Raw genomic sequence first — 24,909 nt, 5'->3', positions numbered from 1 at the left:
GGTCCGCCGGATCGGGCAGGTTGCGCAGCGCCGCCGCGGCCGACGGGCGCGGCGCGAAATCCTCGGGCGGGACGGGGTTCAGGGCGATGCGCAGCCGCGCCTCGGCCCCTTGGGTGCGCATCCCGGCCTCGGCCACGCGGAACGGCCCCGGCAGTTCGATCACCATCCGCGACCAGCCGCGCCGAAAGCTGCCCCACCGGATCGCAGGCGCCAGGTCCTGTCCGAACAGGTCGGCAGGGCTGCGGCCGCTCAGGTCAACGCCCTTCAGATCGACGACCAGGCGCGCGGGATCGCCGACCAGGAATGTCCGCCACGGCACCGGGCGGTCCAGCGCCAGCGACAGCTCCAGCGGCTGAGGGCCAAAGGCGCGGTGCCACCAGCCCTGCGGCGCCTGCGTCAGGGACGACCCGCCCAGGATCAGCCGTGCCGGATCCTGGGCCTGGACCGGCCCCGCCAGCAGCAGCAGGATCAGCAGCAGAAGCCTCATCTGGCCGCCATGAAGGCCGTCAGGCGGGCCAGGCCCTCGGCGATGTCCGCCGTTGCGCGGGCATAGGAAAAGCGCAGCGTGCGCGCGCCGCGGTCGGGGTCGAAATCCAGCCCCGGCGTGACCGCGACGCCCGCCTTGTCCAGGATCTCGGCCGCGAAGGCCACGGAATCGTCGGTCAGGTGCGACACGTCGGCATAGATGTAGAACGCGCCCTCGGGCGGGGCGATGCGGTCAAAGCCCGCGCGCGGCAGCCCCTCCAGCATCAGGCGGCGGTTCTCGGCATAGACGGCGCGGTTGGCCTCGGCCTCGGGGATGCAGTCCAGCGCGGCCAGGGCCGCGACCTGGCTGGCATGGGGCGGACAGATGAACAGGTTCTGGGCCAGACGCTCGACCGTGCGCACCATATCGGGCGGCACGACCATCCATCCGACCCGCCATCCCGTCATGGAAAAGTATTTGCTGAAGGAGTTTACGACCAGAACCTCATCCGTCACCTCAAGCGCGGAATGGCAGCGGTCGGCATAGGACAGCCCGTGATAGATCTCGTCCGATATCACCGCCATGCCCCGCGCGGCAGCGGCCTGGGTCAGGCCAGCCAGCTCCGGCACGGTCAGCACCGTCCCCGACGGATTGCCCGGAGAGGCCAGGATCAGCCCCTGCACGTCGTCGGGCAGATCGTCGGGCCGGGGCTGATAGCGGTCCTCGGGGCGGGTCGGGATGCCGACCGGGGTCAGCGACATCGCGCGCAGGATCTGGCGATAGCTGGGATAGCCCGGATAGCCCATCGCCACCCTGTCGCCCGCATCGAACAGCGCAGAAAAGGCCAGGATGAAGGCCCCGCTGCTGCCCGGCGTCACGACGACCCGCGCAGGGTCCAGATCGACCCCGTACCAGCGGCGATAGAGGTCCGCGATCCCCTGTCGCAGCGCGGGCAGGCCCAGGGCCACAGTATATCCCAAAGGCTGTTCCAGCGCCTGCGCCAGCGCCTGTCGCGCGCCCAGGGGGGCGGGGGTGCCGGGCTGGCCGACCTCCATGTGGATGACATGGCGACCTGCCGCCTCGGCCCGGGCGGCCGCCTCCATCACGTCCATCACGATGAACGGGTCAACCTGTCCGCGCAGGGAGTGTCGCATTCGCTCGGCCTCATTTTTGCCTTGTGATAGCGCGGGACGGCGGCACGCTCCAGCCTTTAGGCGGGGGCGTGCCGTCACGCAGCCGTGTCGGGGGCGTTCTTGCCATCGCGGACGCGGCGGTCCAAGCTGTCGCCCACATCAGACCAAGGGATGCCCCATGACACGCCTGACCGCCGCCTTTTTCCTGGGAACCAGCCTGGCCCTGTCCGCGCCCGCGACGGCCTTCGACATCTCGGCCATGACCGACGATGAAAAGGCCGCCTTCGGCGAGGCGGTGCGCGACTATCTGATGGAGAACCCGCAGGTGCTGATCGAATCGATCAACGTGCTGGAGAACCGCCAGGCCCAGGATGCGGCGCAGACCGACCTGCAGCTGGTCGAAGCCAACAGCGACGCGCTGTTCGACGATGGGCACAGCTGGGTGGGCGGTAATCCGGACGGCGACCTGACCATGGTCGAGTTCATCGACTATCGCTGCGGCGTCTGCCGCCAGTTCAACGCCGAGGTCCATGACGCGGTCGAGGAAGATGGCAACATTCGTTTGATCCTGAAGGAATTTCCGATTCTTGGAGAGGAAAGCGTACTGTCCAGCCGCTTTGCCATCTCGGTCCACCAGATCGCCGGGGACGAGGCCTATAAAAAGGCCCATGACGCGCTGATGGCCCTGCGCGCGCCCGCGACGGATGAATCGCTGCGCGGCATAGCCGAAGAGATCGGCGTCGATGCCGACGCGATCATGGCGCATATGGACACGGATGCGGTGAACATGGTGCTGCAGAAGAACCACGAGCTGGGCCAGACGATGGCGATCCAGGGGACGCCGACCTTCGTGATCGGCGACCAGATGCTGCGCGGCGTTCCGCGGGCGGGCGTGGCCCAGACCATCGCCCAGATCCGCGAAAGCATGTGATCAGTCGGCGCTGCTGCGCGAATAGACATCCTCGTAGCGGATGATGTCGTCCTCGCCCAGATAGCTGCCGGTCTGCACCTCGATCAGGACCATCGGCACCTTGCCGGGGTTCTCCATCCGGTGGACAGCGCCCAGGGGCACATAGATCGACTGGTTCTCGGTCACCAGGGTCACGCTGTCGTCGACGGTGACCCGCGCGGTGCCCGACACCACGATCCAGTGTTCCGACCGGTGGACATGGCTTTGCAGCGACAGGGCCGCACCGGGTTTCACCACGATGCGCTTGACCTGAAAGCGGTCGGCCAGGGCCAGCGTCTCGAACCAGCCCCAGGGGCGATGGTCGCGGGGGAACGCCTCGGCCTGCTTGGCGCGCTTGGCCTTCAAAGCGGACACGGCCAGCCGCACGTCCTGCGCCCGGCCCCGGTCGGCGACCAGCACCGCGTCCGAGGTCGCCACCACCATCACGTCGCGCAGCCCGATGCCCACGACCTTGAGATCGTCGCTGTCCGACCGCAGCAGCACGTCCTGACAGTCGATCGCGGTGGAATTGCCGTCGGTGACCACGCCGTGATCCGACGGCGCATGGTCCAGCGCCTCGCGCCAGACCGCGTCCCAGCCGCCCAGGTCCGACCAGCGGCCCGAAAACCGCACCACGGTCAGGTTGTCGGCCTTTTCCATCACGGCATAGTCGATCGACTGATCCTCGACCCCGGCCCAGGGCGCCTTGGCCAGCCGCAAGAAACCCAGGTCCAGATGCGCCTGGTCCAGCGCCTGCTGGACCGGCTCCAGATAGGCAGGGGCGTGGGCGCGGAACGCCTCGATCATGGTGCGGGCGCTGAACAGGAAGATGCCCGCGTTCCACAGATAGTTGCCCGCCGCCAGCATCTGGCCCGCCCGATCGGCGTCAGGCTTCTCGACAAACCGCGCCAGGGGCTGCGGCCCCTCTCCGGCACCGGCCAGTTCCAGATAGCCGTAACCCGTCTCCGGGCGGTCGGGGGTGATGCCAAAGGTCACGATGCGCCCCTGCGCCGCGGCCTGGGCGCCCTGGGCCACGGTCGCGGCAAAGGCCTGGGCGTCGGGGATCACGTGGTCGGACGGCGCGACCAGCACCAGCCCGTCGGGATCATCCGCCGCCACCATCAGCGCCGCCGCCAGGATCGCCGGCGCCGTGTTGCGGCCCGCGGGTTCGATCACGATGCGGCCCGGCGCGATGCCCGCCTGCTCCAGCTGTTCGGCCACGATGAAGCGGAAGTCGGAATTGGTCATCACCACCGGCGCCGCGAATCCCGCGCTCGACAGCCGCCGGGCCGAGGCCTGGAACAGCGTCTCGTCCCCGGTCAGGGCGGCGAACTGCTTGGGAAAGCTCTTGCGCGACACGGGCCACAGCCGCGTGCCCGAACCGCCCGCCATCAGCACCGGTGTAATCATCGTCATCGCAAACCCCTTGGGCGAACCCCGCCCTGTCATCATTCCTGCCGGTTGCAGCCGGTCGTTCCCGCAGTCAAGGGCCAAGCGCCGTCAGCGTCAAGTCACGCCCTGAAATCGCCGTGAAAAAGACCCCCGTGCACGGGGCCGCGCACGGGGGTCAGTCGTCGCGCGTCTGTGCGCGCTTGCTGCTGCGACGGGTCGGGCCTGTCGATAGGGAAACGGCACAGGGGGCCGACTTATTCCCCACCCATGCTCAGCTGCAGCCGCTGGTGCCGCCGCAGGTGTTGCATTTCATGCAGGTGCCGTTGCGCACCAGCGTGTAGTTGCCGCATTCGCCGCAGGGATCGCCTTCGTATCCCTGCATCCGGGCCTTGGCGCGCAGGTCCAGCCCCGTGGCCATGCCCGTCGTGACCGCCGTCACCGATACGCCGGCCTGCAGCGCCATCAGGTCCTGCGGCATCCGCTTGCGCAGATAGCCCGCGCTGCTGATCTGCTTCAGCATCGTCAGCGACTTCAGCTCGGACGGCTGGCTGGGGCGCCCCTCGTCCTCGCCGCCGCCCATCTCATCGAAACGCGCGCCCTCGGGGGCGACATGGGCCAGGTCGGTGCGGTCCAGATAGCTGACGGCCAGCTCGCGGAACACATAGTCCAGGATCGAGGTCGCGTTCTTGATGCTGTCATTCCCTTGCACCATCCCCGCCGGCTCGAACCGGGTGAAGGTGAAGGCGTCCACGAACTCCTCCAGCGGCACGCCGTATTGCAGGCCCACAGACACGGCGATGGCAAAGTTGTTCATCATCGCCCGGAAGCCTGCGCCTTCCTTGTGCATGTCGATGAAGATCTCGCCCAGCTTGCCGTCGTCATATTCGCCGGTGCGCAGATAGACCTTGTGACCGCCGACGATGGCCTTCTGGGTGTACCCCTTGCGGCGCTGCGGCAGCTTCTCGCGGTTCGACCGGACGATCTCCTTGACGATGACGCGCTCGACGATCTTCTCGGCCAGAACGCGGGCCTTTTCGTGGGTGGACCCGTGGGCCAGGATCTCCTCGGCCTCGTCGTCGTCGTCGATCAGGGCGCTGGCCAGCGGCTGGCTCAGCTTGGAGCCGTCGCGATAGAGGGCGTTGGCCTTGATCCCCAGGCTGTGCGACAGCTCGTACGCCGCCAGCGTGTCCGCGATGGTCGCGCTGGAGGGCATGTTGATCGTCTTGCTGATCGCCCCGGAAATGAAGCTCTGCGCCGCGGCCATCATGTGGATGTGGCTTTCCACCGACAGATAGCGCGTGCCGGTCTTGCCGCAGGGATTGGCGCAGTCGAACACCGGCAGATGCTCGGCCCGCAGATGCGGCGCGCCTTCCAGCGTCATCGTCCCGCAGACATGGTCGTTGGCCGCGTCGATCTGCGCCCGGCTGAAGCCCAGATGGCGCAGCAGGTCGAAGCTGGGGTCCGACAGCTTGTCCGCGGGGATGCCCAGGGTGCCGCGGCAGAAATCCTCTCCCAGCGTCCACTGGTTGAAGACGAAGCGGATGTCGAAGGCCGACGGCAGGGCCGCCTCGACCTTGGCGATCTCGGTCGCGCCGAAGCCGTGACCGGCCAGCGATGCATGGTTGATGGCGGGGCAGTTGCCCAAGGTGGCGTGGCCCACCGCGTGGCCCACGATCTCCTCGATCTGCGCGGGCGCATAGCCCAGCTTCTCCAGCGCCGCCGGGACCGACTGGTTGATGATCTTGAAATAGCCGCCGCCCGCCAGCTTCTTGAACTTGACCAGGGCAAAATCCGGCTCGATCCCGGTCGTGTCGCAATCCATCACCAGGCCGATCGTGCCGGTGGGCGCGATGACGGTGGTCTGGGCGTTGCGGAAGCCGTGCGCCTGGCCCAGGGCCAGCGCCTCGTCCCAGGCCGCGCGGGCCAGGTCGACCAGGCCAGCATCCGGGCAGTTCGCGGCGTCCAGCGCCACGGGGGCGACGTTCACGCCCTCGCACGCCGTGCCATGCGCCGCGGCGCGGTGGTTGCGGATCACGCGCAGCATGTGGTCGGCGTTGCGGGCATGGCCCGGGAACGCGCCCAGTTCGGCGGCCATCCGCGCGCTGGTCGCATAGGCCGTGCCGGTCATGATCGCCGACAGCGCCCCGCAGATCGCGCGGCCCTGGTCGCTGTCATAGCCCAGGCCCATGTTCATCAGCAGACCGCCGATATTGGCATAGCCCAGCCCCAACGTGCGGAAGTCATAGCTGCGCTGCGCGATCTCGCGCGAGGGGAACTGCGCCATCAGTACGCTGATCTCCAGCGTGACGGTCCACAACCGGCTGGCATGGACATAGGCGTCGGCGTCGAACCGGCCGTCGGTCCAGAAGGTCAGCAGGTTCATGGACGCCAGGTTGCAGGCGGTGTCGTCCAGGAACATGTATTCGCTGCACGGGTTCGATCCGCGGATCGGCCCGTCCTCGGGGCAGGTGTGCCAGGCGTTGACCGTGTCGTGAAACTGGATGCCCGGATCGGCGCAGGCCCAGGCCGCGTGGCCGATCTGATCCCACAGGTCGTGCGCAGACACGGTCTTGGCGACCGTCCCGTCGGTGCGGCGGATCAGCTCCCACGGCGCATCCTCGCGCACCGCGCGCAGGAAGGCATCCGTCACCCGGACCGAGTTGTTTGAGTTCTGGCCCGACACCGACACATAGGCCTCGGAATCCCAGTCCGTGTCATAGGTCGGGAACTCGATGCTGTCGAAGCCCTGGCGCGCGTATTGCAGCACGCGGTTCACATAGGTCTCGGGGATCATCGCGCGCTTGGCGCTGCGGATCGCGGCCTTCAGGGCGTCGTTGCGGGCCGGATCGACCTCTCCGCCGCCGATGCGGATCGCCGCGAAGATGCCGTTCAGCTCACGCTCGTGCAGCTTGGAGCCGGCGACCAGGGACGCAACCTTCTGCTCCTCGATCACCTTCCAGTTCACGAAGGCCTCGATGTCGGGATGGTCCATGTCGCAGATGACCATCTTGGCCGCGCGGCGCGTCGTGCCGCCCGACTTGATCGCACCCGCGGCCCGGTCGCCGATCTTCAGGAACCCCATCAGGCCCGACGACTTGCCGCCGCCGGACAGCCGCTCACCCTCGCCGCGCAATGACGAGAAGTTGGTGCCGGTGCCGCTGCCGTACTTGAACAGGCGCGCCTCGCGGACCCACAGGTCCATGACGCCGCCCTCGTTCACCAGATCGTCGCTGACCGACTGGATGAAGCAGGCATGCGGCTGCGGATGCTCATAGGCGCTGGTCGATGCGGTCAGCGTGGCCGTCTTGTGATCGACATAGAAATGTCCCTGCCCCGGCCCGTCGATGCCATAGGCCCAATGTAGGCCGGTATTGAACCATTGCGGGCTGTTGGGCGCACCCATCTGGCGGGCCAGCATGTGGCGCATCTCGTCCAGATAGGCACGGGCATCGGCCTCGGTCGTGAAATAGCCGCCCTTCCAGCCCCAATAGGTCCAGGCCCCCGCCAGGCGGTCAAAGACCTGCGCGGCGCTGGTCTCTCCGCCGAACCGGGCATCCTCGGGCAGATCGGCCATTGCGGCATGGTCGGGAACGTGGCGCCACAGGAATTCGGGCACGCCCTTTTCGCGGACGGGCTTCAGCCGCGCGGGAACGCCGGCGCGGCGAAAGTATTTCTGGGCGATGACGTCGCTTGCGACCTGGCTCCAGCCCTCGGGGACCTCGACCGCGTCGTTGCGAAAGACCACCGTCCCGTCCGGATTGCGGATCTCGCTGAGAGTGGTGGTGAACGCGATGCCGCCATAGGCCCCGCCGGTTTCCGTGGTAAAGCGCCGCTCGATCTTCATCCTGCTTGTCCTTCCGGTCCCCTGCGCGCAGCCGCGATCCGCCCGTGCAGGGCGCGTCCGCCCCAGGGGACGGCCGTCAGATCAGGACTGCTGCGACGTTCCTGTGGTCGCCCCCGATTAGAACCACCACATCTTGTGCCACACTGGCGATTGCCCACAAACTGCCGCCGCTTCGATGCTGTTTCAACCGAATTTTTTAGCAATCGGCCCCGCGAAAGCCGTTGACAGACAGCCCCATGGCTGCGTGCGGGATTCGCGCACAGAGACGTGCAGGACCAGGCGGTGCACGTGGCATACGGCGTCAAAAACCACGTCCGAACAGTCCCTTGCCGACCGCATTCCACGACTTGTCCACAGGCTTATCCGCAATTCATCCCCCGGTTGCGCACAGCCGATGCAGATCTGCCACGCCCGGCGGAAATCAGCGCATGGGCGTCAGGACACCATCATCGGTCACGATCAGGTCCAGCGGCTGGTCCGTCGGCTCGGCCGGGATCAGGTCAAGCTGCTGGCAGGCATAGGCCAGCCCGATCGCCGTCACCAAGCCAGATTTTCGCAATGATTCCAACGTCCTGTCATAGAACCCGCCGCCATAGCCAAGGCGATTTCCCTGCCGGTCGAACCCCGCCAGCGGAACGATCAGCACGCGGGGCGTCAGCACCTCGGCCGAATCGGCCGGGTGCGCCGTGCCGAAGGGTCCGGGCACCAGCGGCTCGTCGCGCCAGCGGCGAAAGACCAGCGGGCGCGCCTTGCCGGTCACCACCGGCAGCACCAGCGGCCCGTCATGCGCGGCCATCGCGGCACGGGGATCGGCCTCGTCGCGCATGGGCCAGTATCCGGCCAGAACCGTGCCCGCGTGTGATGCCAGCGTCGCGATCAGGTTGCGCGACAGGGCCTGCCCGTCGCCGCCCGCCCCGCGGGCTGCCAGCGCCTGCGCGCGCAGCAGGGCCTTGTCCGCGGTCACAGCAGCACCGCCGTGGCCAGCCCCAGGAAGGCCAGGAAACCGATCACGTCGGTCATCATGGTCACGAAGGTTCCCGACGCCAGCGCCGGGTCCGCGCCCAGCTTGTTCAGGCCAAGCGGGATCAGGATGCCCGCCAGCGCGGCGACCAGCAGATTGATGATCATCGCCGACCCGATCACCGCCGCCAGACCCGGATCGCGGAACCAGACCCAGGTGATCGCGGCCATGATGACCCCGAAGAACACCCCGTTGGTCAGCCCCACGATGACCTCGCGCCGGACGACGCGCAGGGCGTTGGCCCGGCTGAGGTCGCGCGTCGCAAGGCCGCGCACCGCGACGGTCAGCGTCTGCGTCCCCGCGTTGCCCCCCATGGACGCCACGATCGGCATCAGCACGGCCAAAGCCACCAGCTGGGCGATGGCGTCCTCGAAGAAGGCGATGACGCTGGCGGCGGCCAGGGCGGTGACGATGTTGGTGGCCAGCCACGGCACGCGCTGGCGCACCGTCTGCATCACGCTGTCCGAGATGCTGGATTCGTCGCCCACCCCGGCCAGGCGCAGGATGTCCTCCTCGTGCTCCTCGTCCAGGACCTGCATCGCGTCGTCTATGGTGATGACGCCCACCAAGCGGTCATCGCGGTCCACGACGGGGGCAGAGATCAGGTGATACTGGTTGAAGACATAGGCGACCTCGGCCTCCTCGGCAAAGGCGCTGATGGTGCGAAAGCTGTCCTCGGCCAGCTCGCGCAGCGTGGCGTCGCTGCGCGATGCCAGCAGGCGACCCAGCGTGACATAGCCCACCGGATGACGGCGCGGATCGACCAGGACGATGTGATAGAACTGTTCGGGCAGCCATTCCTCGGCGCGCAGGAACTGGATGGCGCGGGCCACGGTCCAATGCTCGGGCGCTGTGACGACCTCGGACTGCATCAGGCGGCCGGCGGAATATTCGGGATAGGCCAGCGACTGCTGGACCGCCGCGCGGTCGCCCGCATCCAGCGCGGCCAGGATCAGCGCCCGCTCGGCGTCGTCCAGGTCCTCGACCAGGTCGACGACGTCGTCGCTGTCCATCTCGCGGACGGCATCGTCCAGGACCGCGCGGGGCAGCTGCTCCAGCACCTCCTCGCGGATGGATTCGTCGATCTCGGACAGGACATCGCCGTCGATGCCGTCGGCATAAAGCGTCAGGAAGGCACGACGGTCGCCTGGGGTCAGCCGCTCGATCAGGTCGGCGATGTCGGCCGGGTGCATCGGCTCCAGGGCCGCGTCCAGTGCGGCGCGGTCGCCGGCCTCGACGGCCGCGTCGACGCGGTTCAGCAGATCGTCGGTTTCGGTCGCGCGGTTTTCGTCGGCCATGCTGCCCCCTGCGTTCTTGTCGTGTCAGCCGTTCAGCAGATCCAGCGCCGCGCGGTGCAGCGCCTCGGACGCGGCGGCGATCACCTGACCGCCTTGGGCGGCGGACCCGCCCTGCCAGTCGGTCACGATGCCGCCCGCGGCCTGCACCACCGCCAGCGGACCCGCGATGTCATAGGACTGCAGCCCCGCCTCGATCACCAGATCGACCTGGCCCAGGGCCAGCAGGCCATAGGCATAGCAGTCCAGCCCGTATCGCGTCAGCCGCGCCCGGTCGGCCACGCGGCGAAAGGCCGTGGCCTCGGCCGCCGTGCCGATTTCGGGAAAGGTCGTCAGCAGCGTCGCGCGCTCCAGCGGCGTGCCGCCGCGCACGCGCAGCGCCCGTTCGCCGGCGGCCGAGGTCAGCCGGGCATGGCCAAGCCCGCCCTCGAACCGCTCGCCGACATAGGGCTGGTCGATCAGGCCATAGATCACGTCCCGCCCGTCGGACAGGCCGATCAGCACGCCCCAGCTGGCCGCCCCGCACAGGAATGCGCGCGTGCCGTCGATCGGATCCAGGATCCAGGTCAGCCCGCTGGTGCCGGGGGTCGCGCCATATTCCTCGCCCAGGATGGCGTCATCGGGCCGCTCGCGCGCCAGCACGTCGCGCATCGCGCGTTCGGCATCGCGGTCGGCCTGGGTCACGGGGTCGAAATCGGCCGGCCGCTTGTTGTCGGCCGCCAGATCCGCGTGGCGGAACCACGGCAGGATCGCCCGACGGGCAGCGTCTGCCATCAAATGCGCGGTGCGGGTGATCTGGTCTGCGTCCTGCATGCGGCCCCCTGCGTGTCGTCACGCCGGGTGTAGCCTGTCATGCGCCGGGGGACCAGCGGTCAAAGGGGGCCGTCGTCCGGCGGTCAAGCGGCGCGGGACGGCGGCAGGGTCATCCGCCTTCTGGCGGTCAGGCCTTTCAGGCCGCGTCGGACAGGACGCGGGCCAGCTCGAAGATCTGGCGACGCTGCGCCTCGGGCATGGCGTAATAGGCGCGCACCAGCTGCAGCGCTTCCTTGTCGGCGAAGATGTCGCCTTCGACCACGCCGGGAACTTCGCCCTCGGACAGGCCTTCGAAGAAGAAGCTGACCGGAACGTCGACCGCCCGCGCGATGTCCCACAGACGCGAGGCCGAGACGCGGTTCATGCCGGTCTCGTACTTCTGGATCTGCTGGAACTTGATGCCGACTTTGTCGGCAAGTTGCTGTTGAGTCATGCCAATCATCCAGCGACGATGGCGGATACGCTTACCAACGTGAACATCTACACTATGCTTCATTGCCCCAACCTTTTGCAATCTCAGGATGCTCTAGCCCGGAAAGGCACAATTTTCGAGTGTCAACTTGGTTAATCGGGGCTTTCCTGACCATAAAGACAGGTCCAGGGGTGTCCTTGCGGCCATATCGGCATCGCGTTGACTTGGCCAGCGGGGATGCGAACGTGCAGACAACATCCGAGGGCCACAATACATGTCACAACTGATTCGCGCAGCCTTCATCTCGGCCCTGGGTCAGGACCCGGTGATCCGGGATGTTCCGCCCCCCGTGGCCGGTCCCGATCAGGTGCTTTTGCGCATAGGCGCGGCGGCATTGAATTTTGCCGACCTGCTCAAGGCCAAGGGACAGTACCAGGAACCGGCCGATCCGCCCTTCGTGCCGGGGCTGGAGGGGGCCGGCACCGTCCTCTCGGCGCCCGCCGGATCGGGCCTGGTTGCCGGCACACGCGTGGTCGTTTCGGCACCGGGCACGATGTCGCAGGTGATGGCGGTCGATCCGGGGGCCGTCCAGGCCATTCCGGACGCCATGACGCTGGAACAGGCGGCGGGCTTTCAGGTGGCTTATGGGACAAGTCACCTGGCCCTGGCCGGGCGCGGCGCGCTGCAGGCGGGACAGACGCTGGTCGTTCTGGGGGCCGCGGGCGGGGTCGGGCTGACCGCCGTGCAGATCGGCGCAGCGATGGGCGCGCGGGTGATCGGCATCGCGCGCGGCGCCGACAAGGTCGATGTGGTCCGCCAGGCGGGGGCATCCCACGTCATCGACAGCGCCACCTGCCCCGATCTGCGCGCAGCGCTGCGCGATCTTGGCGGCGCAGACGTGGTCTATGACCCCGTGGGCGCCGAACCTGGCGAGGCGGCGTTCCGCGCCCTGCGTCCCGGCGGGCGGTTCCTAGTCATCGGCTTTGCCGGCGGCCGCCCCCCGGTGCTGCCGCTGAACCACGCGCTGGTCAAGAACATCGCCATCCACGGCTTCTACTGGGGCGGCTATCGCGCGCTGGACCCGCAGGCGCTGCGGGACAGCATCGACGCGCTGTTCGATCTGTTCCGCGCGGGCCGGCTGGACCCTGTCGCTGGCGCCACCTTGCCCCTGGACGATCTGGCCCAGGGCTACGCCATGCTGAGAGAGCGGCGCAGCGTCGGCAAAGTGGTCATCACGCTGTGATCACGACGCATTTGAGCCAAGCGCGGCATTGAAAAATCCTGCCTTTCCACCGATATTGGACCCAAGCCGGCACTGCGTCGGCATGCCTTCCAAGGGAGACATCGATGGCAGATTACAACACGTACCGTACCGCGCAGGGCGTAGGCCACCGCACGGCGGCGGTCGACCAGGGCCTGCGGGCCTACATGAACAAGGTTTATGGGCTGATGGCGGTCGGCATGGGTGTAACCGCCGCGACCGCCTATGGCACCGCGACCGCCGCCATGACCAACCCGGCCGTGGCCAACACGCTGTACAACTCGCCGCTACGGTGGGTGATCATGTTCGCGCCGCTGCTGATGGTGTTCGCCTTTGGCGCGGCCCTGAACCGGCTGTCCGTCTCGGCGGCGACCGGCGTCTTCTACGCCTTCGCGGCGTTGATGGGCGTCTCGATCAGCTCGATCTTCCTGGTCTATACCGGGGTGTCGATCGTCCAGACCTTCCTGGTCACGGCCATCGCCTTCGCGGGCCTGTCCCTGTGGGGCTATACAACCAAGAAGGACCTGTCGGGCTGGGGCACGTTCCTGCTGATGGGCCTGATCGGCCTGATCGTTGCGTCGATCGTGAACATCTTCATCGCCTCCTCGGCCATGCAGTTCGCGATCTCGGTCATCGGCGTGCTGATCTTTGCGGGCCTGACCGCCTACGACACGCAGAACATCAAGAACACCTACCTGCAGATGCAGGGTTCGGGTGCGGATTTCCTGGGCAAGTCCGCCATCATGGGCGCGCTGAAGCTGTACCTGGACTTCCTGAACCTGTTCATGTTCCTGCTGTCCTTCATGGGCAACCGCGAATAATCCAACGCACCTGCGACATGAAAAAAGGCCCCCTTTCGGGGGCCTTTTGCTTTTGAATGGCGGGGGCTCAGGCGGCCTGCCGGACCGGCGGCAGGGACGATGCCGCCTCGGCCGCGATCTCGAAGCTGCGCAGCCGGGCCGTATGATCGTGGATCTGGCCGGTCAGGATCACCTCGTCGGGGCAATAGGTCTCGACCAGACGCGACAGCTGGTCGCGGACGCGCTCGCGGTCACCCACTGCACTGATGCGCAGCGCACCGTCGACGGCCTGGCGCATCTGCGCGCCGATCTCGGCGTCGATGTCGCGGACCGGGCGCGGCAGCTTGCCGGGCTGGCCGGTCCGCAGGCGCGCGAAGGCCAGCTGCATCGTCGTGCGCAGATAGGCGGCCTCTCCGGCGTCGTCGGCGGCAAAGACGTTCGCCGCCAGCACCGCATAGGGCTTCTGCCCCCAGGGCGAGGGGCGGAACCGTTCGCGATAGATGCTCAGCGCCTGTTCCAGCTGTTCGGGGGCGAAGTGGCTGGCAAAGGCATAGGGCAGGCCCAGATGCGCCGCCAGCTGCGCGCCGAACAGGCTGCTGCCCAGGATCCAGACGGGGATGTTCGTCCCCTCTCCGGGCAGCGCGCGGACGGCCGCGCCCGCGCGTTCAGGGCCCAGATAGTCCAGCAGCTCGACCACGTCCTGCGGAAAGCTGTCGGCCATCGGATCCCGGCGCAGGGCGCGGATCACCGCGCCGTCACCCCCGGGCGCGCGGCCCAGGCCCAGGTCGATGCGGTCGGGAAAGGCCGTGGCCAGGGTCCCAAAGGCCTCGGCCACGGTCAGCGGCGCGTGGTTGGGCAGCATGATGCCGCCCGCCCCCACGCGGATCGTCTTGGTCGCCTGTGCGACCAGTCCGATCAGGACCGCGGTCGCGGCGCTGGCGATGCCGGGCATGTTGTGATGCTCGGCCAACCAGAATCGGTGATAGCCCCAGCCCTCGGCATGTTGGGCAAGGTCGATCGTGTTGCGGATGGCGTCCTGCGCCGTGGACCCTTCGGGAACCGGCGACAGGTCGAGAACGGAATAGGGAAGATGCTGTGTCATTCCCCTGATCTAGGCCGCCTGCCCCGCTTTGCAATAACGGGACAGGACATATCAGGCAGTCGTTCAGACCATCTTGCGCAGATAGGTCCAGGTCGGCACCCGGCCGCCCCGCGCGACGGACCAGCTTTCGGCATCGCCCAGATAGACGAAGCCGCAATTGGTCAGCACCCGGGCCGATCCCGGATTGTCCTGAAACGCCTCGGCGAACAGGGTCCGTGCCCCGTGCGGGTTCGCCGCGACAAGGGCCGCCACGGCCTCGGTCGCGAAGCCGGTGTTCCAGAAGCCCGCGCCGATCCAGAAGCCCAGTTCCGACTGCGACCCCTCCATGCGGGTCAGCGACACGACGCCCAGCAGCTCGGCCAGCTTGTGGTCCGACCCGTCGATGGCCCAGACATCCTCGGACCGATCCGCGGCCAGGGAGCGGGCGACGAAACTTTCGGCGGCGCCGCGGGGCAAGGGATGGGGGATGGCGCGCGTGCCTTCGGCCACGCGTCGGTCGGCGGTGTAATGTTCGATCAGGCCGGCATCAGAGGCGCGCAGCGGTCGCAGCGTGAACCGCTCTGTCGCGATCACGGGCTGGGCCGGGCCATCGGCCAAGACGGGCGCAAGGTCGTCCAGACGACTCCCCTCGCGCATGGGTGCAGACATCACCATGTTTCCTCCCCAAGAAACCGATCAATAAATGTGACGATAAAACGGTTCGGGGGACCGGCTCTCGCCGATCCCCCCTTAGCATCAGAATATTACGCTAAGGTTACTCGGCTGCTTCCAGCTCGGCGGGGACGATCGAAATGAACGTCCGGCCCTTCAGGCCCTTCTTGAAGCTCACATGGCCGTCGGTCAGCGCGAACAGGGTGTGATCCTTGCCCATGCCGACGTTCACGCCCGGCCACCAGGTGGTGCCGCGCTGACGTGCGATGATATTGCCCGCGATGGCGGCCTGGCCACCGAACAGCTTGACGCCAAGACGGCGTCCCGCGCTGTCGCGACCGTTGCGGGAAGAACCGCCTGCTTTCTTATGTGCCATGGGTCGTTCTCCTTAGGCTTCAGCGGCGTCTTTGGCCGGTTTCTTGGTCTTGGCGGGCGCATCGGCGGCCTCGACCTTCGTGCGGGCGCCGACGGCGGACTTGACGCCGGTCTTGTCCGCACCCTTGTCCAGCACGTCGGTGACGCGCAGCAGCGTCAGCTGCTGGCGGTGACCGCGGGTCCGCTGCGAGCTGTGCTTGCGGCGGCGCTTGACATAGGTGATGACCTTGTCGGCCTTGATCTGCTCGATCACGGTGGCCTGCACGCAGGCACCGGCGACCAGGGGCGCACCCAGGGTCGAGCCGACCATCAGCACATCGTTGAACTGGACCGTATCGCCAGCCGCGGCATTCAGCTTTTCAACGCGCAGGACGTCGCCCGCCTGCACCTTGTACTGCTTGCCGCCAGTTTTCAGAACCGCGAACATCGCTTTCTTCCTTCATCACCGCGTCCTGCGGCCCCGACAATGTCGGCGTTGGGGGGCGAACCCCGCCTTCGGACGGCGCACCCTTGTGCGGGTGTCGTTAAAAACAATCGACCGGCCAAGGGCGGATGCCCTGCCGGTGCGCTGCATTTGCCCGATCCGGGCCTGCCTGTCAAGGCCGGTGCGATGGTGCGGAACCCTGCGGCACCGCGGGGCTTGTACCCTGCCACTGACAGGACCGGACCCCAGCTGATGCAACGCTTCTCCTGCCCGCATTGCGGCACGCGCGCCTATTTCCACAACCTGATCTGTCTGTGCGGAGAGCCGCTGGTCTATGCGCCGGTCGTGCGGCGGATGGTAGCGGACGCCCCCCATTGCGCCAACCGCCCGCGCATCGCCTGCAACTGGGCGGCCGAGGTTCCGGGCGGCTTCTGCGCGTCCTGCGCCATGTCGCATGTTGTGCCGGTGATGAACATCGGCGACAACCAGCGCCTGCTGGCCAGCGCCGAACGCGCCAAGCGGTGGGTTTTGGCCAACCTTGCGGAATGGGACTGGTTCACCCCGGCCGATCCCGGGCGGCGTCCGCGGTTCCTGATGCTGTCCGAACATACCGGCGGGCGCGATCAGCAGATCATCATGGGCCATGCCAACGGAGAGATCACCATCAACGTGACCGAGGCGGACGAGCTGATCCGCCTGAAACGCCAGCTGAAGCTGGGAGAGCAGTACCGCTCGATGGTCGGCCATTTCCGCCACGAGATCGCGCATTTCCTGTTCGACCGCCTGAAGGTGCTGCCCGATTTCCTGCCCGCCTTCCGCGCCGTCTTCGGCGACGAGCGGGCCGATTACGCCCAGGCCCTCAAGAACCACTATGCCGATCCGCGCGACCCGGCAGGCGATTTCATCACCAGCTATGCCACCTCGCACCCGCACGAGGACTGGGCGGAGACGGTCGCCCACCTGCTGCACCTGACGGACGTGGCCGACAGCTTCTGCAGCACGCATCTGGACATGCCGGGCGTGCCGCCGGACTATCACCCCTATTCCGAGACCGATCCGTATCGCCTGCTGAACATCGCGGCCGAGATCACCATCGCGGTCAACGACATCAATCGCGCGCTGGACAACAGCGACCTCTACCCGTTCGTGCTGACCGTGCCGGTCCGGCACAAGATCGCCTTCGCCCATGGCTGGCTGCAGAACCACCTTGCCCGCGGCGAGGGGAAGGCCGCCTAGACGGCGGCCTTTTCCTCCAGCGACATCCATTCCTCCTCGGCATCGGCCAGGGCAGCCTGGCGTTCGGACAGGGCCAGGCTGGCCTTTTCGAACTTGGCCGGGGCGGTCTGGAACAGCGTCGGGTCGGACATGAATTCCGACAGCTTGGCGATCTCTGCCTCCAGCTTGGCGATGACGCCGGGCAGTGCCTCCAGGCGGTGGCGTTCGGTGAAGCTCAGGCCATCGCGCGCGGCCTTGGGCTTGTCCGTCACGGGCGCGGCCTTGGCGACCGCGACGGGTTCCTCGACCATGGTCTCGCCGCGCTGCGCCTGGTAATCGCTCCACCCGCCGGCATAGACGGTGGCGCGGCCGTCACCCTCCATCGCCACGGTGGTGTCGGCCACCCGGTCGATGAAATCGCGGTCGTGGCTGACCAGCAGAACGGTGCCGTCATATTCGCCCAGCAGGTCCTGCAGCAGGTCCAACGTCTCGACGTCCAGATCGTTGGTAGGTTCGTCCATGACCAGCAGGTTCGACGGCCGCGCCATCAGCCGCGCCAACAGCAGACGCGCCTTCTCGCCGCCCGACAGGCTGCGCACGGGTGCGCGGGCCTGGGCGTCGTCGAACAGGAAATCCTTCAGATAGGCCACGACATGCTTGGGCTGGCCCCGCACCATCACTTGATCGGCGCGGCCCGACACGCGCATCTCGGGGTCGCCGGTCAGCGATTCCCACAGCGTCTGGTCGGGGTTCAACGCGGCGCGGGCTTGGTCGAAGACCGCGATCTCCAGGTTGGTGCCCATCGTGACCGTGCCCTGGTCGGGGGCGATCTCTCCGGTCAGCATCTTGATCAGCGTGGTCTTGCCCGCGCCGTTCGGCCCGACAAAGGCGATGCGATCGCCGCGCTGGATGCGCAGGTCGAAGGGCCGCAGGATGGTCTTGTCGCCGAAGGCCTTGGCGATGCCGGTGGCCTCGACCACCTTCTTGCCGCTGGTGGTGCCGCTGTCGAACGCCATCGCGGCGGTGCCCTGACGGCGGATCTGGCTGCTGCGCTCGGCCCGCAGGGCGGCCAGGGCGCGGACGCGGCCTTGGTTGCGCTTCCTGCGCGCGCTGATGCCCTCGACGGCCCACCGGGCCTCGGCCTTGATCTTGCGGTCCAGCTTGTGGCGGGCGTCATCCTCGGCGGCCCAGGTCGCCTCGCGCCAATCCTCGAAGCCTTCGAAGCCCCGTTCCTGCCGGCGGACCTGGCCGCGGTCGATCCACAGCGTCGCCTTGGTCAGGCGGCGCAGAAAGGCGCGGTCGTGGCTGATCAGCACGAAGCCCGCACGGGTCTGGGACAGATGATCCTCCAGCCAGCCGATGGCCTCGATGTCCAGGTGGTTGGTCGGCTCGTCCAGCAGCATCAGTTCGGGCGCCTGCGCCAGCAGGCGGGCCAGCGCGGCGCGGCGACGCTCGCCGCCCGATGCGGTGGCCACGGGGCGGTCTGGGTCGAACTTCAGCCCCTCGGCGGCCATGTCGACGCGGTAATCCTCGCCCGGCTCCAACCCGTCGCGGGCAAACTCGCCAAGCGTCTCGAAGCCCGACAGGTCCGGGTCCTGCTCCATGTAGCCGGTCGAGACGCCGGCCGCCAGGACCACCTCGCCCCGGTCGGGTTCGACGAAACCGGCCATCACCTTCATCAGGGTGGACTTGCCCGACCCGTTCCGACCGACCAGCGCGACGCGGTCGCCCGGCTGGACGTTCAGGGACAGGCCCTCGAAATTGGGATCGCCGCCATAGGTCAGCGAGATCTCGGAGAGTTGCAAAAGGGGTGCGCGTGCCATGACCGCGCCCTAGCCCGGCGCCGCGCCGGGGTCAATCCACCGCATTGCTTGACAGGTTCGGTCGGAATTGCCACAAGACGCGGGAATTCTGACCAAAGGAGTCAACATGCGTCCCCTGATCATCGCCACGCTGCTGGGTGCCACCGCCATGCCGGCCCTGGCGCAGGAAGTGAACGTCTATTCGCACCGCCAGCCCGAGCTGATCCAGCCGCTGATCGACGCCTTCACCGCCGAGACGGGCATTCCGGTCAACGTGGCTTTCGTCGACAAGGGCATGGTCGAGCGCCTGCAGGCCGAGGGCGACCGTTCGCCCGCCGACCTGGTGCTGACCGTCGACGTGGCCCGCCTGGGCGAGGTCAAGGACGCGGGCGTCCTGCAGCCGGTCGAGGACCCGGCGCTGGAGGCGATCCCCGCCGGCCTGCGCGACGACGAGAACCAGTGGTTCGCCCTGACCACCCGCGCCCGCATCGTCTATGCCAGCAAGGAGCGCGTGGCCGACGGAGAGGTCACCACCTACGAGGACCTGGCCGATCCGAAATGGGAAGGCCGCATCTGCACCCGCAGCTTCACCAACGACTATAACGTCGCGCTGACCGCGGCCTATCTGGCCCATCACGGCGAGGAGGAGACCGTCGCCTGGCTGGAGGGCGTCAAGTCGAACCTGGCCAAGCGTCCCGAGGGCGGCGACCGCGACCAGGTCAAGGCGATCTGGGCCGGCGAATGCGACATCAGCCTGGGCAACACCTATTACATGGGCGCGATGCTGAAGGATGACGAGCAGAAGGAATGGGCCGAATCGGTCCGTATCGTCTTCCCGACCTTCGAGGATGGCGGCACGCATGTGAACGTGTCCGGCGTTGCGATGACCAAGTCCGCGCCGAACCGCGACGCGGCGCTGCAGCTGATGCAGTTCCTGGCCGGCGAAGAGGCACAGCGCATCTATGCCGAAACCAACAACGAGTTCCCCGTGACCGAAGGTGTCGAGCGGTCCGAGCTGGTGGCCAGCTGGGGCGACTTCACCGCCGACGACCTGACGCTGACCGAGATCTCGGACCTGCGCCCGCAGGCGCTGGACCTGATCGAGCGCGTCAACTTCGACGGGTGACGGCTTCTTGCGTCGGGGCCCCACCCCCCCGACGCAAGGAAACTTACAGATGTCCGCAAAAGGCGCAGGCGCGGGCTTGCGCCTTTTTCGTTGCTGACGCAATCATCGCCGCTTGTGAGCCTTGGAGACGCGGTTTGGCACAGAAGATCATCATCGACACGGACCCCGGTCAGGACGACGCGGTGGCCATCCTGCTGGCGCTGGCCTCTCCGGAACTGCATGTCCTGGGCATCGTCGCGGTGGCCGGCAACGTGCCGCTGGCCCTGACGGAGGTGAACGCCCGCAAGGTGGTCGAACTGTCGGGCCGGACCGACGTGCCGGTCTTTGCGGGCCGCGACCGGCCCCTGTCGCGCGATCTGGTGACGGCCGAACACGTGCATGGCAAGACCGGGCTGGACGGAATCGAGCTGCCCGCGCCCACCTTACCCCTGCAGGCGCAGGACGGCGTCGATTTCATCGTCGAGACCCTGCGCACCCATGATGCGGGCACCGTGACGCTGGTGCCCATCGGCCCGCTGACCAACATCGCCGAGGCATTCCGCCGCGCCCCCGACATCATCGGACGCGTGCAGCAGATCGTGCTGATGGGCGGCGCCTATTTCGAGGTGGGCAACATCACCCCCGCGGCCGAATTCAACATCTATGTCGATCCAGAGGCCGCGGCCGAGGTGTTCGCCGCCGGCGTGCCGCTGGTCGTCATGCCGCTGGACGTGACGCACAAGGCGCTGACCGACCGGGCCTGGGTCGAGGCGATGCGCGCCCTGCCCGGCCGCTGCGGCCCGGCCGTCGCGGGCTGGACCGACTTCTTCGAACGCTTCGATACCGCGAAATACGGCAGCCTCGGCGCGCCGCTGCATGATCCCTGCACCATCGCCTGGCTGCTGGACCCCGACCTGTTCCAGGGCCGCCACATCAACGTCGAGATCGAGATCGAGGGCCGCTGGACCACCGGCATGACCGTCGCCGACTGGTGGCGCGTCAGCGGGCGGACGCCCAACGCGCTGTTCCTCAAGGACGTGGACCGCGACGCGCTGTTCGACATGATCCACGACCGCATCGCGCGGCTGCCCTAGGGCGCATCCTCGGACGGGGGCGGTTCGGGCAGCGGCACGACCCCCTCTCCGTCGCCGATGCGATCGTCCAGCGCCGCGACCAGCTGTTCGGTGACGTCGATCGCGTCCAGCGACACGAAGATCGTGCGCCGGTCCAGAACCGCCACGGCGCCCCGGTCCTGCATCACCTGACCCATCACCGGCAGCGCGGCCCGAAAGAAGGCCGCCCGGTCGGCCTCGGCCCAGGCATTCAGGTCCTGGACCGCCTGCGCGCGCTCCCGGCGGATGCGCGTCGCGCGGATGTCGAAGCTTTCGGCCAGCTCGCGGAATTCGGCCGCGGGCAGCGTGCTACGCTGCTCAGTCAGGCGCGCCTCCTCCGACGACAGCAGCTGCGTCAGGCGGTCGTTCTCGGCAGTGACCTCCTCGCCCTTGGCCTCCAGCCGGGCCTGCGCACGCAGACCCCAGGCCGAGGACAGGTACAGAACCTCCTGGTCCAGCGTCAGGATCGGCGCGCTTTCGGCCGCCTCCTCGGGGCTGGGAATGGTGCTGTTGGGCAGGACGGGCGGCGTGGCGATCGGCGGGATCTCGGGCGCCGGGATGTCGGGCACCGTCGCATCCTGCGCGGCGGCGGGCAGCGCCATCAACGCCGCCGCCACCAGCCCCAGTCCCGTCCGAAGGACCGGCATCAGAAGTTCGTCTGGATCGTCAGGTCGAAATTCTGCTCCAGGTCATAGTCTTCCTTCTGCAGCGCCTGCGAGAAGTTGAAGCGCAGCGGACCGATCGGCGTGGTCCAGAAGATCGACGCGCCGACCGCGGCGCGCGTGTACATGTCGTCATCGACCGGGACGCCGCCGGTGCCGATGGTCCGGTCCAGACCCCATAGCGAGCCGACATCGACGAAAAGACCGCCCTGGATGCCGTATTCCTCGGGCAGGCCGATGGGAAACTGCGCCTCGCCGCGCGCCGCCCAGTAGAAGTTGCCGCCCAGGCCGTCCTCGTTCACCGCAGCCAGGTCGCGCGGCCCGATGCCGTTCGGCTCGAACCCGCGGACGCGGTTGCCGGTGCGGAAGCGGTCCAGGATCCAGGTCGAATAATCGCCGTAGGTATAGATCGCCCCGGCCTCCACCTCGCCGCGCAGGGTCACGCTCTCGCGCCAAGCGGTGCTCTCGACGCCGGCCAGCGCGGTCGTGGTGATCGTCTTGGTGTCGCCCCCCGCACCCGCGAAATCCTGCGAGAAGCGGAACCGGTACGCGGTCAGCGGGTCCAGCCCAGTGCGGCGCGAATCCCAGTTGTAGGTATAGCCAAGCGACGAGGTCAGGCGCGTGCCCTCCTCGGCGATCAGCAGGGCCGAGCTGTCCTCGGTCACGTTGGACAGCTTGTCCTCCGAGATGCGGTAGCGCAGCTCGATCCGCGCATTGGCCGAGATCGGGAATTCCAGCGACGGCTGGATGCGGATCTGACGGGTGTCGAAATCCGAATTCAGGCCCTCGGTCTCGGTATAGTTGGCCGAGAAACCAAAGCGCAGGTCGCGGCCCAGGAAGAACGGCTCGATGAAGGTGACCCCGGCGGCGCGGTCGTCGGTCGCGGTCTGCAACTGCAGGCCCAGGGTCTGGCCGCGGCCCAGGAAGTTCTGCTCGGTCAGGCCGATGTTGAAGCCCACGCCCGAATTGACGCCATAGCTGGCGCCCAGGGACAGCGACCCGGTCGGCTGTTCCTCGACATTGACGCCGACGATGACCTGGTCGGGGCTGCTGCCCTCGCGGGTCTGGACCTGCGCATCCGCGAAATAGCCAAGCGCGCGCACGCGTTCGGCCGAATTGCGGATCTCGCGCGGGTTGAAGGGGTCGCCCTCGACGGTGGTGAACTGGCGGCGGATCACCTGGTCCAGCGTCGTGGTGTTGCCCTCGATGTCGATGCGCTCGACGAAGACGCGCTGGCCGCGGGTCAGCGCAAAGGTCAAGTCCAGCGTCTGGTTTTCCGGGTTGCGCGTGACGCGAGGCTCGATGTTGACGAAGTTCAGGCCCTGCTGGATGGCGATCGTCTCCATCCGGCGGATCGACGTGTCGATGACCGACGGGTTGTAGAACGACCCGCGCCGGACGCGGCTCTGCTCGGCGAACAGCGACGCATCGACGCCCGGGATCTCCGAGATGGTCTCGACCCGGCCAAAGCGATAGCGCGGCCCTTCCGAGATGTTGAAGGTGATGAAGAACGCGTCGCGTTCACGCGCGATTTCGGGCGCCACGCCCTGCACGCGAAAATCGGCGTAACCCTGCGAACGATAGAAATCGGTCAGCAGCTGTTCGTCCAGCGGGATGCGCTCGGGCGCAAAGGTGTCGCGGCGGATGAAGGTCCGCAGCAGGCCCGCCTGCTTGGTCTCCAGCACGTTGCGCAGGCGGCGGTCCGAATAGGCGCGGTTGCCGACAAAGCTGACGCGTTCGATCTCGGTGACGTTGCCTTCGCGGATCTCGAAGACCAGATCGACGCGGTTGCCGCTGCGGCGGATGATGCGCGGATCGACGCGGGCGGCCAGGCGTCCCTCGGCGGCATAGGTCTGGGCGATGGCCTGGGCATCCTGGATGGCCTGGCTGGGCTGATAGACGCGGCGCGACTGGCTGCGCACGATCTCGGCCAGACGCTCGTCGTTCAGGCGGCGGTTGCCCTCGAAGGTGATCTGGTTGACGATCGGATATTCGCTGACGCGCACGACCAGGGTGGACCCCTGCGGGATCAGTTCGACCGTCTCGAACAGGCCGGAATTCTGCAGGCGCTGCAGACCGTCGTTGATCTGGCCGGGGCTCAAGTCTTGGCCCTGCGGCAGGGCCAGCGTGGACAGCACGGCGCCCGTCTCGATCTGCTGGTTGCCCTGAACCTGGATGCTGCCGAAGACCACGGCGGCGGCCTGCTGCGGGATCATTCCGATTGGCGCCGCGATCGCCAGGGACGTCACCAGCGCCAATGCGCCCTTGCCCAGTTTCCGTTCCATGATGGCCCCTCTTGTATCCGCCTGCACGCGCCCGGTTCGGGCTGTCGTTTTGCCTATGGTCTGTAGCCCCATCGGGGCAGGGCTGTCAAAACCGCAAGCGCATCAAGGGCAGAAAAGATCGTTCGTGAGCCCGAAAATCATCAATGACAGGACTGCCGCCATGCCGATCGCGGTCAGCAGGTTCAGCGCCTTGTCCGAAGGCGGGCGTCCGCGGACGGCCTCGTAGGCGTAGAACATCAGGTGACCGCCATCCAGCACGGGGATCGGCAGCAGGTTCAGGAACCCGATCGCCGCCGACAGGACCGCAATCCACCACAGGAAGTTGGCGCCGCCCGCGCTGGCTGCCTGACCGGTGCTTTCGGCAATGCTGATCGCGCCGCCCAGGTTGCAGGTGCCGATCTGCCCCGAGATCATCGCCCACATCCCCGTCAGCGACGACGTGATGATCCCCCAGGTCTGCCCGACGCCCAGGCCAAGCGCCTCCAGCGGCCCGGCACTGCGCGTCTGGGGCGAGAAGAAGCTTTCGCCGCCCGTCACCCCGATCAGCCAGCGCTGCTCGAACCCGCCGCCATCGGCGGGCAGGTCCGACAGCTTGGGCGACAGGGTCACGTCCAGCTCTCCGGTGCCGGGGCGCCACAGGCGCAGGGCCAGGGGCCGGCCCTCGGCAGCCTCGACCGCCTCGCGCATCTGGGTAAAGCGGGTGACGGGCTGGCCGTCGATGGCCAGCACCACGTCGCCCGCGCGCATGCCGGCATCGGCCGCGGCACTGCGCGGCGCCACGCCGCCGATG

The 24,909-nt window shown here is 67.7% G+C and carries 22 protein-coding genes; 6 read left to right on the top strand and 16 right to left on the bottom strand.

Going from position 1 to position 24,909, the window contains the following annotated elements; all coding sequences use genetic code 11:
- Positions 1 to 487: AMIN domain-containing protein (locus FHD68_RS09355; protein ID WP_139085584.1), on the bottom strand; the 487-nt coding region annotated here is incomplete at its 3' end.
- Positions 484 to 1,620 carry a pyridoxal phosphate-dependent aminotransferase gene (locus FHD68_RS09350; RefSeq protein WP_127898298.1) on the bottom strand — a complete coding sequence of 379 codons (1,137 nt, stop codon included), beginning with the start codon at positions 1,618 to 1,620 and terminating at the stop codon, positions 484 to 486. The genes FHD68_RS09350 and FHD68_RS09355, both read right to left, overlap by 4 nt.
- A 157-nt stretch (positions 1,621 to 1,777) precedes the next feature.
- Between FHD68_RS09350 and FHD68_RS09345 the strand changes: the two genes are divergently transcribed.
- Positions 1,778 to 2,530 carry a DsbA family protein gene (locus tag FHD68_RS09345; RefSeq protein ID WP_127898297.1) on the top strand — a complete coding sequence of 251 codons (753 nt, stop codon included), beginning with the start codon at positions 1,778 to 1,780 and terminating at the stop codon, positions 2,528 to 2,530.
- Here the strand turns inward: FHD68_RS09345 and FHD68_RS09340 are convergent, their stop codons facing one another.
- From FHD68_RS09340 to FHD68_RS09315, 6 genes are all read right to left on the bottom strand, one after another.
- Positions 2,531 to 3,964, bottom strand: a complete 1,434-nt coding sequence (locus tag FHD68_RS09340; protein ID WP_127898296.1) for a mannose-1-phosphate guanylyltransferase/mannose-6-phosphate isomerase — start codon at positions 3,962 to 3,964, stop codon at positions 2,531 to 2,533.
- A 247-nt stretch (positions 3,965 to 4,211) separates the two neighbouring features.
- Positions 4,212 to 7,784, bottom strand: a complete 3,573-nt coding sequence (locus tag FHD68_RS09335) for a vitamin B12-dependent ribonucleotide reductase (protein ID WP_127898295.1) — start codon at positions 7,782 to 7,784, stop codon at positions 4,212 to 4,214.
- 421 nt (positions 7,785 to 8,205) lie between these two features.
- Positions 8,206 to 8,748 carry a 5-formyltetrahydrofolate cyclo-ligase gene (locus FHD68_RS09330; RefSeq protein WP_205963142.1) on the bottom strand — a complete coding sequence of 181 codons (543 nt, stop codon included), beginning with the start codon at positions 8,746 to 8,748 and terminating at the stop codon, positions 8,206 to 8,208.
- Positions 8,745 to 10,103, bottom strand: a complete 1,359-nt coding sequence (mgtE, locus tag FHD68_RS09325) for a magnesium transporter (RefSeq protein WP_127898294.1) — start codon at positions 10,101 to 10,103, stop codon at positions 8,745 to 8,747. Before mgtE ends, FHD68_RS09330 begins: the two co-directional genes overlap by 4 nt.
- Positions 10,104 to 10,127: 24 nt before the next feature.
- Positions 10,128 to 10,913, bottom strand: coding sequence for an inositol monophosphatase family protein (locus FHD68_RS09320; protein ID WP_127898293.1), 786 nt, complete (start codon positions 10,911 to 10,913; stop codon positions 10,128 to 10,130).
- Between the two features lie 136 nt (positions 10,914 to 11,049).
- Entirely contained in the window at positions 11,050 to 11,409 is a 360-nt protein-coding gene (locus tag FHD68_RS09315; RefSeq protein ID WP_042244532.1) for a helix-turn-helix domain-containing protein, read from the bottom strand.
- Between the two features lie 190 nt (positions 11,410 to 11,599).
- On the opposite strand from FHD68_RS09315, the gene FHD68_RS09310 reads away from it, so the two are divergent.
- Together FHD68_RS09310 and FHD68_RS09305 are read left to right on the top strand one after the other, a co-directional pair.
- A complete protein-coding gene (locus FHD68_RS09310; protein ID WP_127898292.1) occupies positions 11,600 to 12,568 on the top strand; it encodes an NADPH:quinone oxidoreductase family protein in 969 nt (322 codons plus the stop codon).
- Positions 12,569 to 12,672: 104 nt separating this feature from the next.
- A complete protein-coding gene (locus FHD68_RS09305; protein ID WP_045999403.1) occupies positions 12,673 to 13,407 on the top strand; it encodes a Bax inhibitor-1/YccA family protein in 735 nt (244 codons plus the stop codon).
- 67 nt (positions 13,408 to 13,474) lie between these two features.
- Here the strand turns inward: FHD68_RS09305 and FHD68_RS09300 are convergent, their stop codons facing one another.
- The 4 genes from FHD68_RS09300 to rplU all read right to left on the bottom strand — a co-directional run bounded on the left by FHD68_RS09300 (position 13,475) and on the right by rplU (position 15,941).
- Positions 13,475 to 14,488: an LLM class flavin-dependent oxidoreductase gene (locus FHD68_RS09300; RefSeq protein ID WP_127898291.1), complete on the bottom strand. Its 1,014-nt coding sequence runs from the start codon at positions 14,486 to 14,488 to the stop codon at positions 13,475 to 13,477.
- Between the two features lie 63 nt (positions 14,489 to 14,551).
- A complete protein-coding gene (locus FHD68_RS09295; RefSeq protein WP_240542387.1) occupies positions 14,552 to 15,136 on the bottom strand; it encodes a GNAT family N-acetyltransferase in 585 nt (194 codons plus the stop codon).
- Positions 15,137 to 15,242: 106 nt separating this feature from the next.
- Entirely contained in the window at positions 15,243 to 15,515 is a 273-nt protein-coding gene (gene rpmA / locus FHD68_RS09290; RefSeq protein WP_045999405.1) for a 50S ribosomal protein L27, read from the bottom strand.
- Positions 15,516 to 15,527: 12 nt separating this feature from the next.
- On the bottom strand, positions 15,528 to 15,941 hold the full coding sequence (rplU, locus tag FHD68_RS09285; RefSeq protein ID WP_127898290.1) for a 50S ribosomal protein L21: 414 nt from the start codon (positions 15,939 to 15,941) through the stop codon (positions 15,528 to 15,530).
- A 249-nt stretch (positions 15,942 to 16,190) separates the two neighbouring features.
- Between rplU and FHD68_RS09280 the strand changes: the two genes are divergently transcribed.
- Positions 16,191 to 17,174 (top strand): zinc-binding metallopeptidase family protein, encoded by a 984-nt coding sequence (locus FHD68_RS09280; protein WP_127898289.1) that lies wholly within the window; start codon positions 16,191 to 16,193, stop codon positions 17,172 to 17,174.
- Here FHD68_RS09280 and FHD68_RS09275 read toward each other — a convergent pair.
- The gene (locus tag FHD68_RS09275; RefSeq protein ID WP_139085582.1) at positions 17,171 to 18,976 is read right to left on the bottom strand and encodes an ABC-F family ATP-binding cassette domain-containing protein; all 1,806 of its coding nucleotides are present in this window, start codon (positions 18,974 to 18,976) and stop codon (positions 17,171 to 17,173) included. The genes FHD68_RS09280 and FHD68_RS09275 overlap by 4 nt on opposite strands.
- A gap of 106 nt (positions 18,977 to 19,082) precedes the next feature.
- Here FHD68_RS09275 and FHD68_RS09270 point away from each other — a divergent pair, with 106 nt between their 5' ends.
- The gene (locus FHD68_RS09270) at positions 19,083 to 20,081 is read left to right on the top strand and encodes a Fe(3+) ABC transporter substrate-binding protein (protein ID WP_045999409.1); all 999 of its coding nucleotides are present in this window, start codon (positions 19,083 to 19,085) and stop codon (positions 20,079 to 20,081) included.
- 134 nt (positions 20,082 to 20,215) lie between these two features.
- Positions 20,216 to 21,154 carry a nucleoside hydrolase gene (locus FHD68_RS09265; RefSeq protein ID WP_127898287.1) on the top strand — a complete coding sequence of 313 codons (939 nt, stop codon included), beginning with the start codon at positions 20,216 to 20,218 and terminating at the stop codon, positions 21,152 to 21,154.
- Here FHD68_RS09265 and FHD68_RS09260 read toward each other — a convergent pair.
- The 3 genes from FHD68_RS09260 to FHD68_RS09250 all read right to left on the bottom strand — a co-directional run.
- A complete protein-coding gene (locus tag FHD68_RS09260) occupies positions 21,151 to 21,819 on the bottom strand; it encodes an OmpH/Skp family outer membrane protein (protein ID WP_045999411.1) in 669 nt (222 codons plus the stop codon). The genes FHD68_RS09265 and FHD68_RS09260 overlap by 4 nt on opposite strands.
- Positions 21,819 to 24,119, bottom strand: a complete 2,301-nt coding sequence (bamA, locus tag FHD68_RS09255; protein WP_052715117.1) for an outer membrane protein assembly factor BamA — start codon at positions 24,117 to 24,119, stop codon at positions 21,819 to 21,821. Before bamA ends, FHD68_RS09260 begins: the two co-directional genes overlap by 1 nt.
- Positions 24,120 to 24,221: 102 nt before the next feature.
- Positions 24,222 to 24,909 (bottom strand): M50 family metallopeptidase (locus tag FHD68_RS09250; protein ID WP_139085580.1); only part of this gene is annotated, 688 nt, incomplete at its 5' end.

It is taken from the genome of Paracoccus marcusii, from assembly GCF_006151785.1.
GTDB classification, from domain to species: domain Bacteria; phylum Pseudomonadota; class Alphaproteobacteria; order Rhodobacterales; family Rhodobacteraceae; genus Paracoccus; species Paracoccus marcusii.
Note: the sequence above shows the minus strand (reverse complement) of the source record. Positions and strands in the feature narration are given on the sequence as shown.

What these genes read in the sequence shown, in the direction of transcription:
- FHD68_RS09260 (WP_045999411.1), bottom strand. Translation starts at nt 21,819, where the DNA reads ATGCCGGTCCTTCGGACGGGACTGGGGCTGGTGGCGGCGGCGTTGATG.
- FHD68_RS09295 (WP_240542387.1), bottom strand. Translation starts at nt 15,136, where the DNA reads ATGTCTGCACCCATGCGCGAGGGGAGTCGTCTGGACGACCTTGCGCCC.
- FHD68_RS09335 (WP_127898295.1), bottom strand. Translation starts at nt 7,784, where the DNA reads ATGAAGATCGAGCGGCGCTTTACCACGGAAACCGGCGGGGCCTATGGC.
- FHD68_RS09315 (WP_042244532.1), bottom strand. Translation starts at nt 11,409, where the DNA reads ATGAAGCATAGTGTAGATGTTCACGTTGGTAAGCGTATCCGCCATCGT.
- FHD68_RS09310 (WP_127898292.1), top strand. Translation starts at nt 11,600, where the DNA reads ATGTCACAACTGATTCGCGCAGCCTTCATCTCGGCCCTGGGTCAGGAC.
- rplU (WP_127898290.1), bottom strand. Translation starts at nt 15,941, where the DNA reads ATGTTCGCGGTTCTGAAAACTGGCGGCAAGCAGTACAAGGTGCAGGCG.
- bamA (WP_052715117.1), bottom strand. Translation starts at nt 24,119, where the DNA reads ATGGAACGGAAACTGGGCAAGGGCGCATTGGCGCTGGTGACGTCCCTG.
- mgtE (WP_127898294.1), bottom strand. Translation starts at nt 10,103, where the DNA reads ATGGCCGACGAAAACCGCGCGACCGAAACCGACGATCTGCTGAACCGC.
- FHD68_RS09280 (WP_127898289.1), top strand. Translation starts at nt 16,191, where the DNA reads ATGCAACGCTTCTCCTGCCCGCATTGCGGCACGCGCGCCTATTTCCAC.
- FHD68_RS09320 (WP_127898293.1), bottom strand. Translation starts at nt 10,913, where the DNA reads ATGCAGGACGCAGACCAGATCACCCGCACCGCGCATTTGATGGCAGAC.
- FHD68_RS09300 (WP_127898291.1), bottom strand. Translation starts at nt 14,488, where the DNA reads ATGACACAGCATCTTCCCTATTCCGTTCTCGACCTGTCGCCGGTTCCC.
- FHD68_RS09350 (WP_127898298.1), bottom strand. Translation starts at nt 1,620, where the DNA reads ATGCGACACTCCCTGCGCGGACAGGTTGACCCGTTCATCGTGATGGAC.
- FHD68_RS09340 (WP_127898296.1), bottom strand. Translation starts at nt 3,964, where the DNA reads ATGACGATGATTACACCGGTGCTGATGGCGGGCGGTTCGGGCACGCGG.
- FHD68_RS09345 (WP_127898297.1), top strand. Translation starts at nt 1,778, where the DNA reads ATGACACGCCTGACCGCCGCCTTTTTCCTGGGAACCAGCCTGGCCCTG.
- FHD68_RS09305 (WP_045999403.1), top strand. Translation starts at nt 12,673, where the DNA reads ATGGCAGATTACAACACGTACCGTACCGCGCAGGGCGTAGGCCACCGC.
- FHD68_RS09270 (WP_045999409.1), top strand. Translation starts at nt 19,083, where the DNA reads ATGCGTCCCCTGATCATCGCCACGCTGCTGGGTGCCACCGCCATGCCG.
- rpmA (WP_045999405.1), bottom strand. Translation starts at nt 15,515, where the DNA reads ATGGCACATAAGAAAGCAGGCGGTTCTTCCCGCAACGGTCGCGACAGC.
- FHD68_RS09275 (WP_139085582.1), bottom strand. Translation starts at nt 18,976, where the DNA reads ATGGCACGCGCACCCCTTTTGCAACTCTCCGAGATCTCGCTGACCTAT.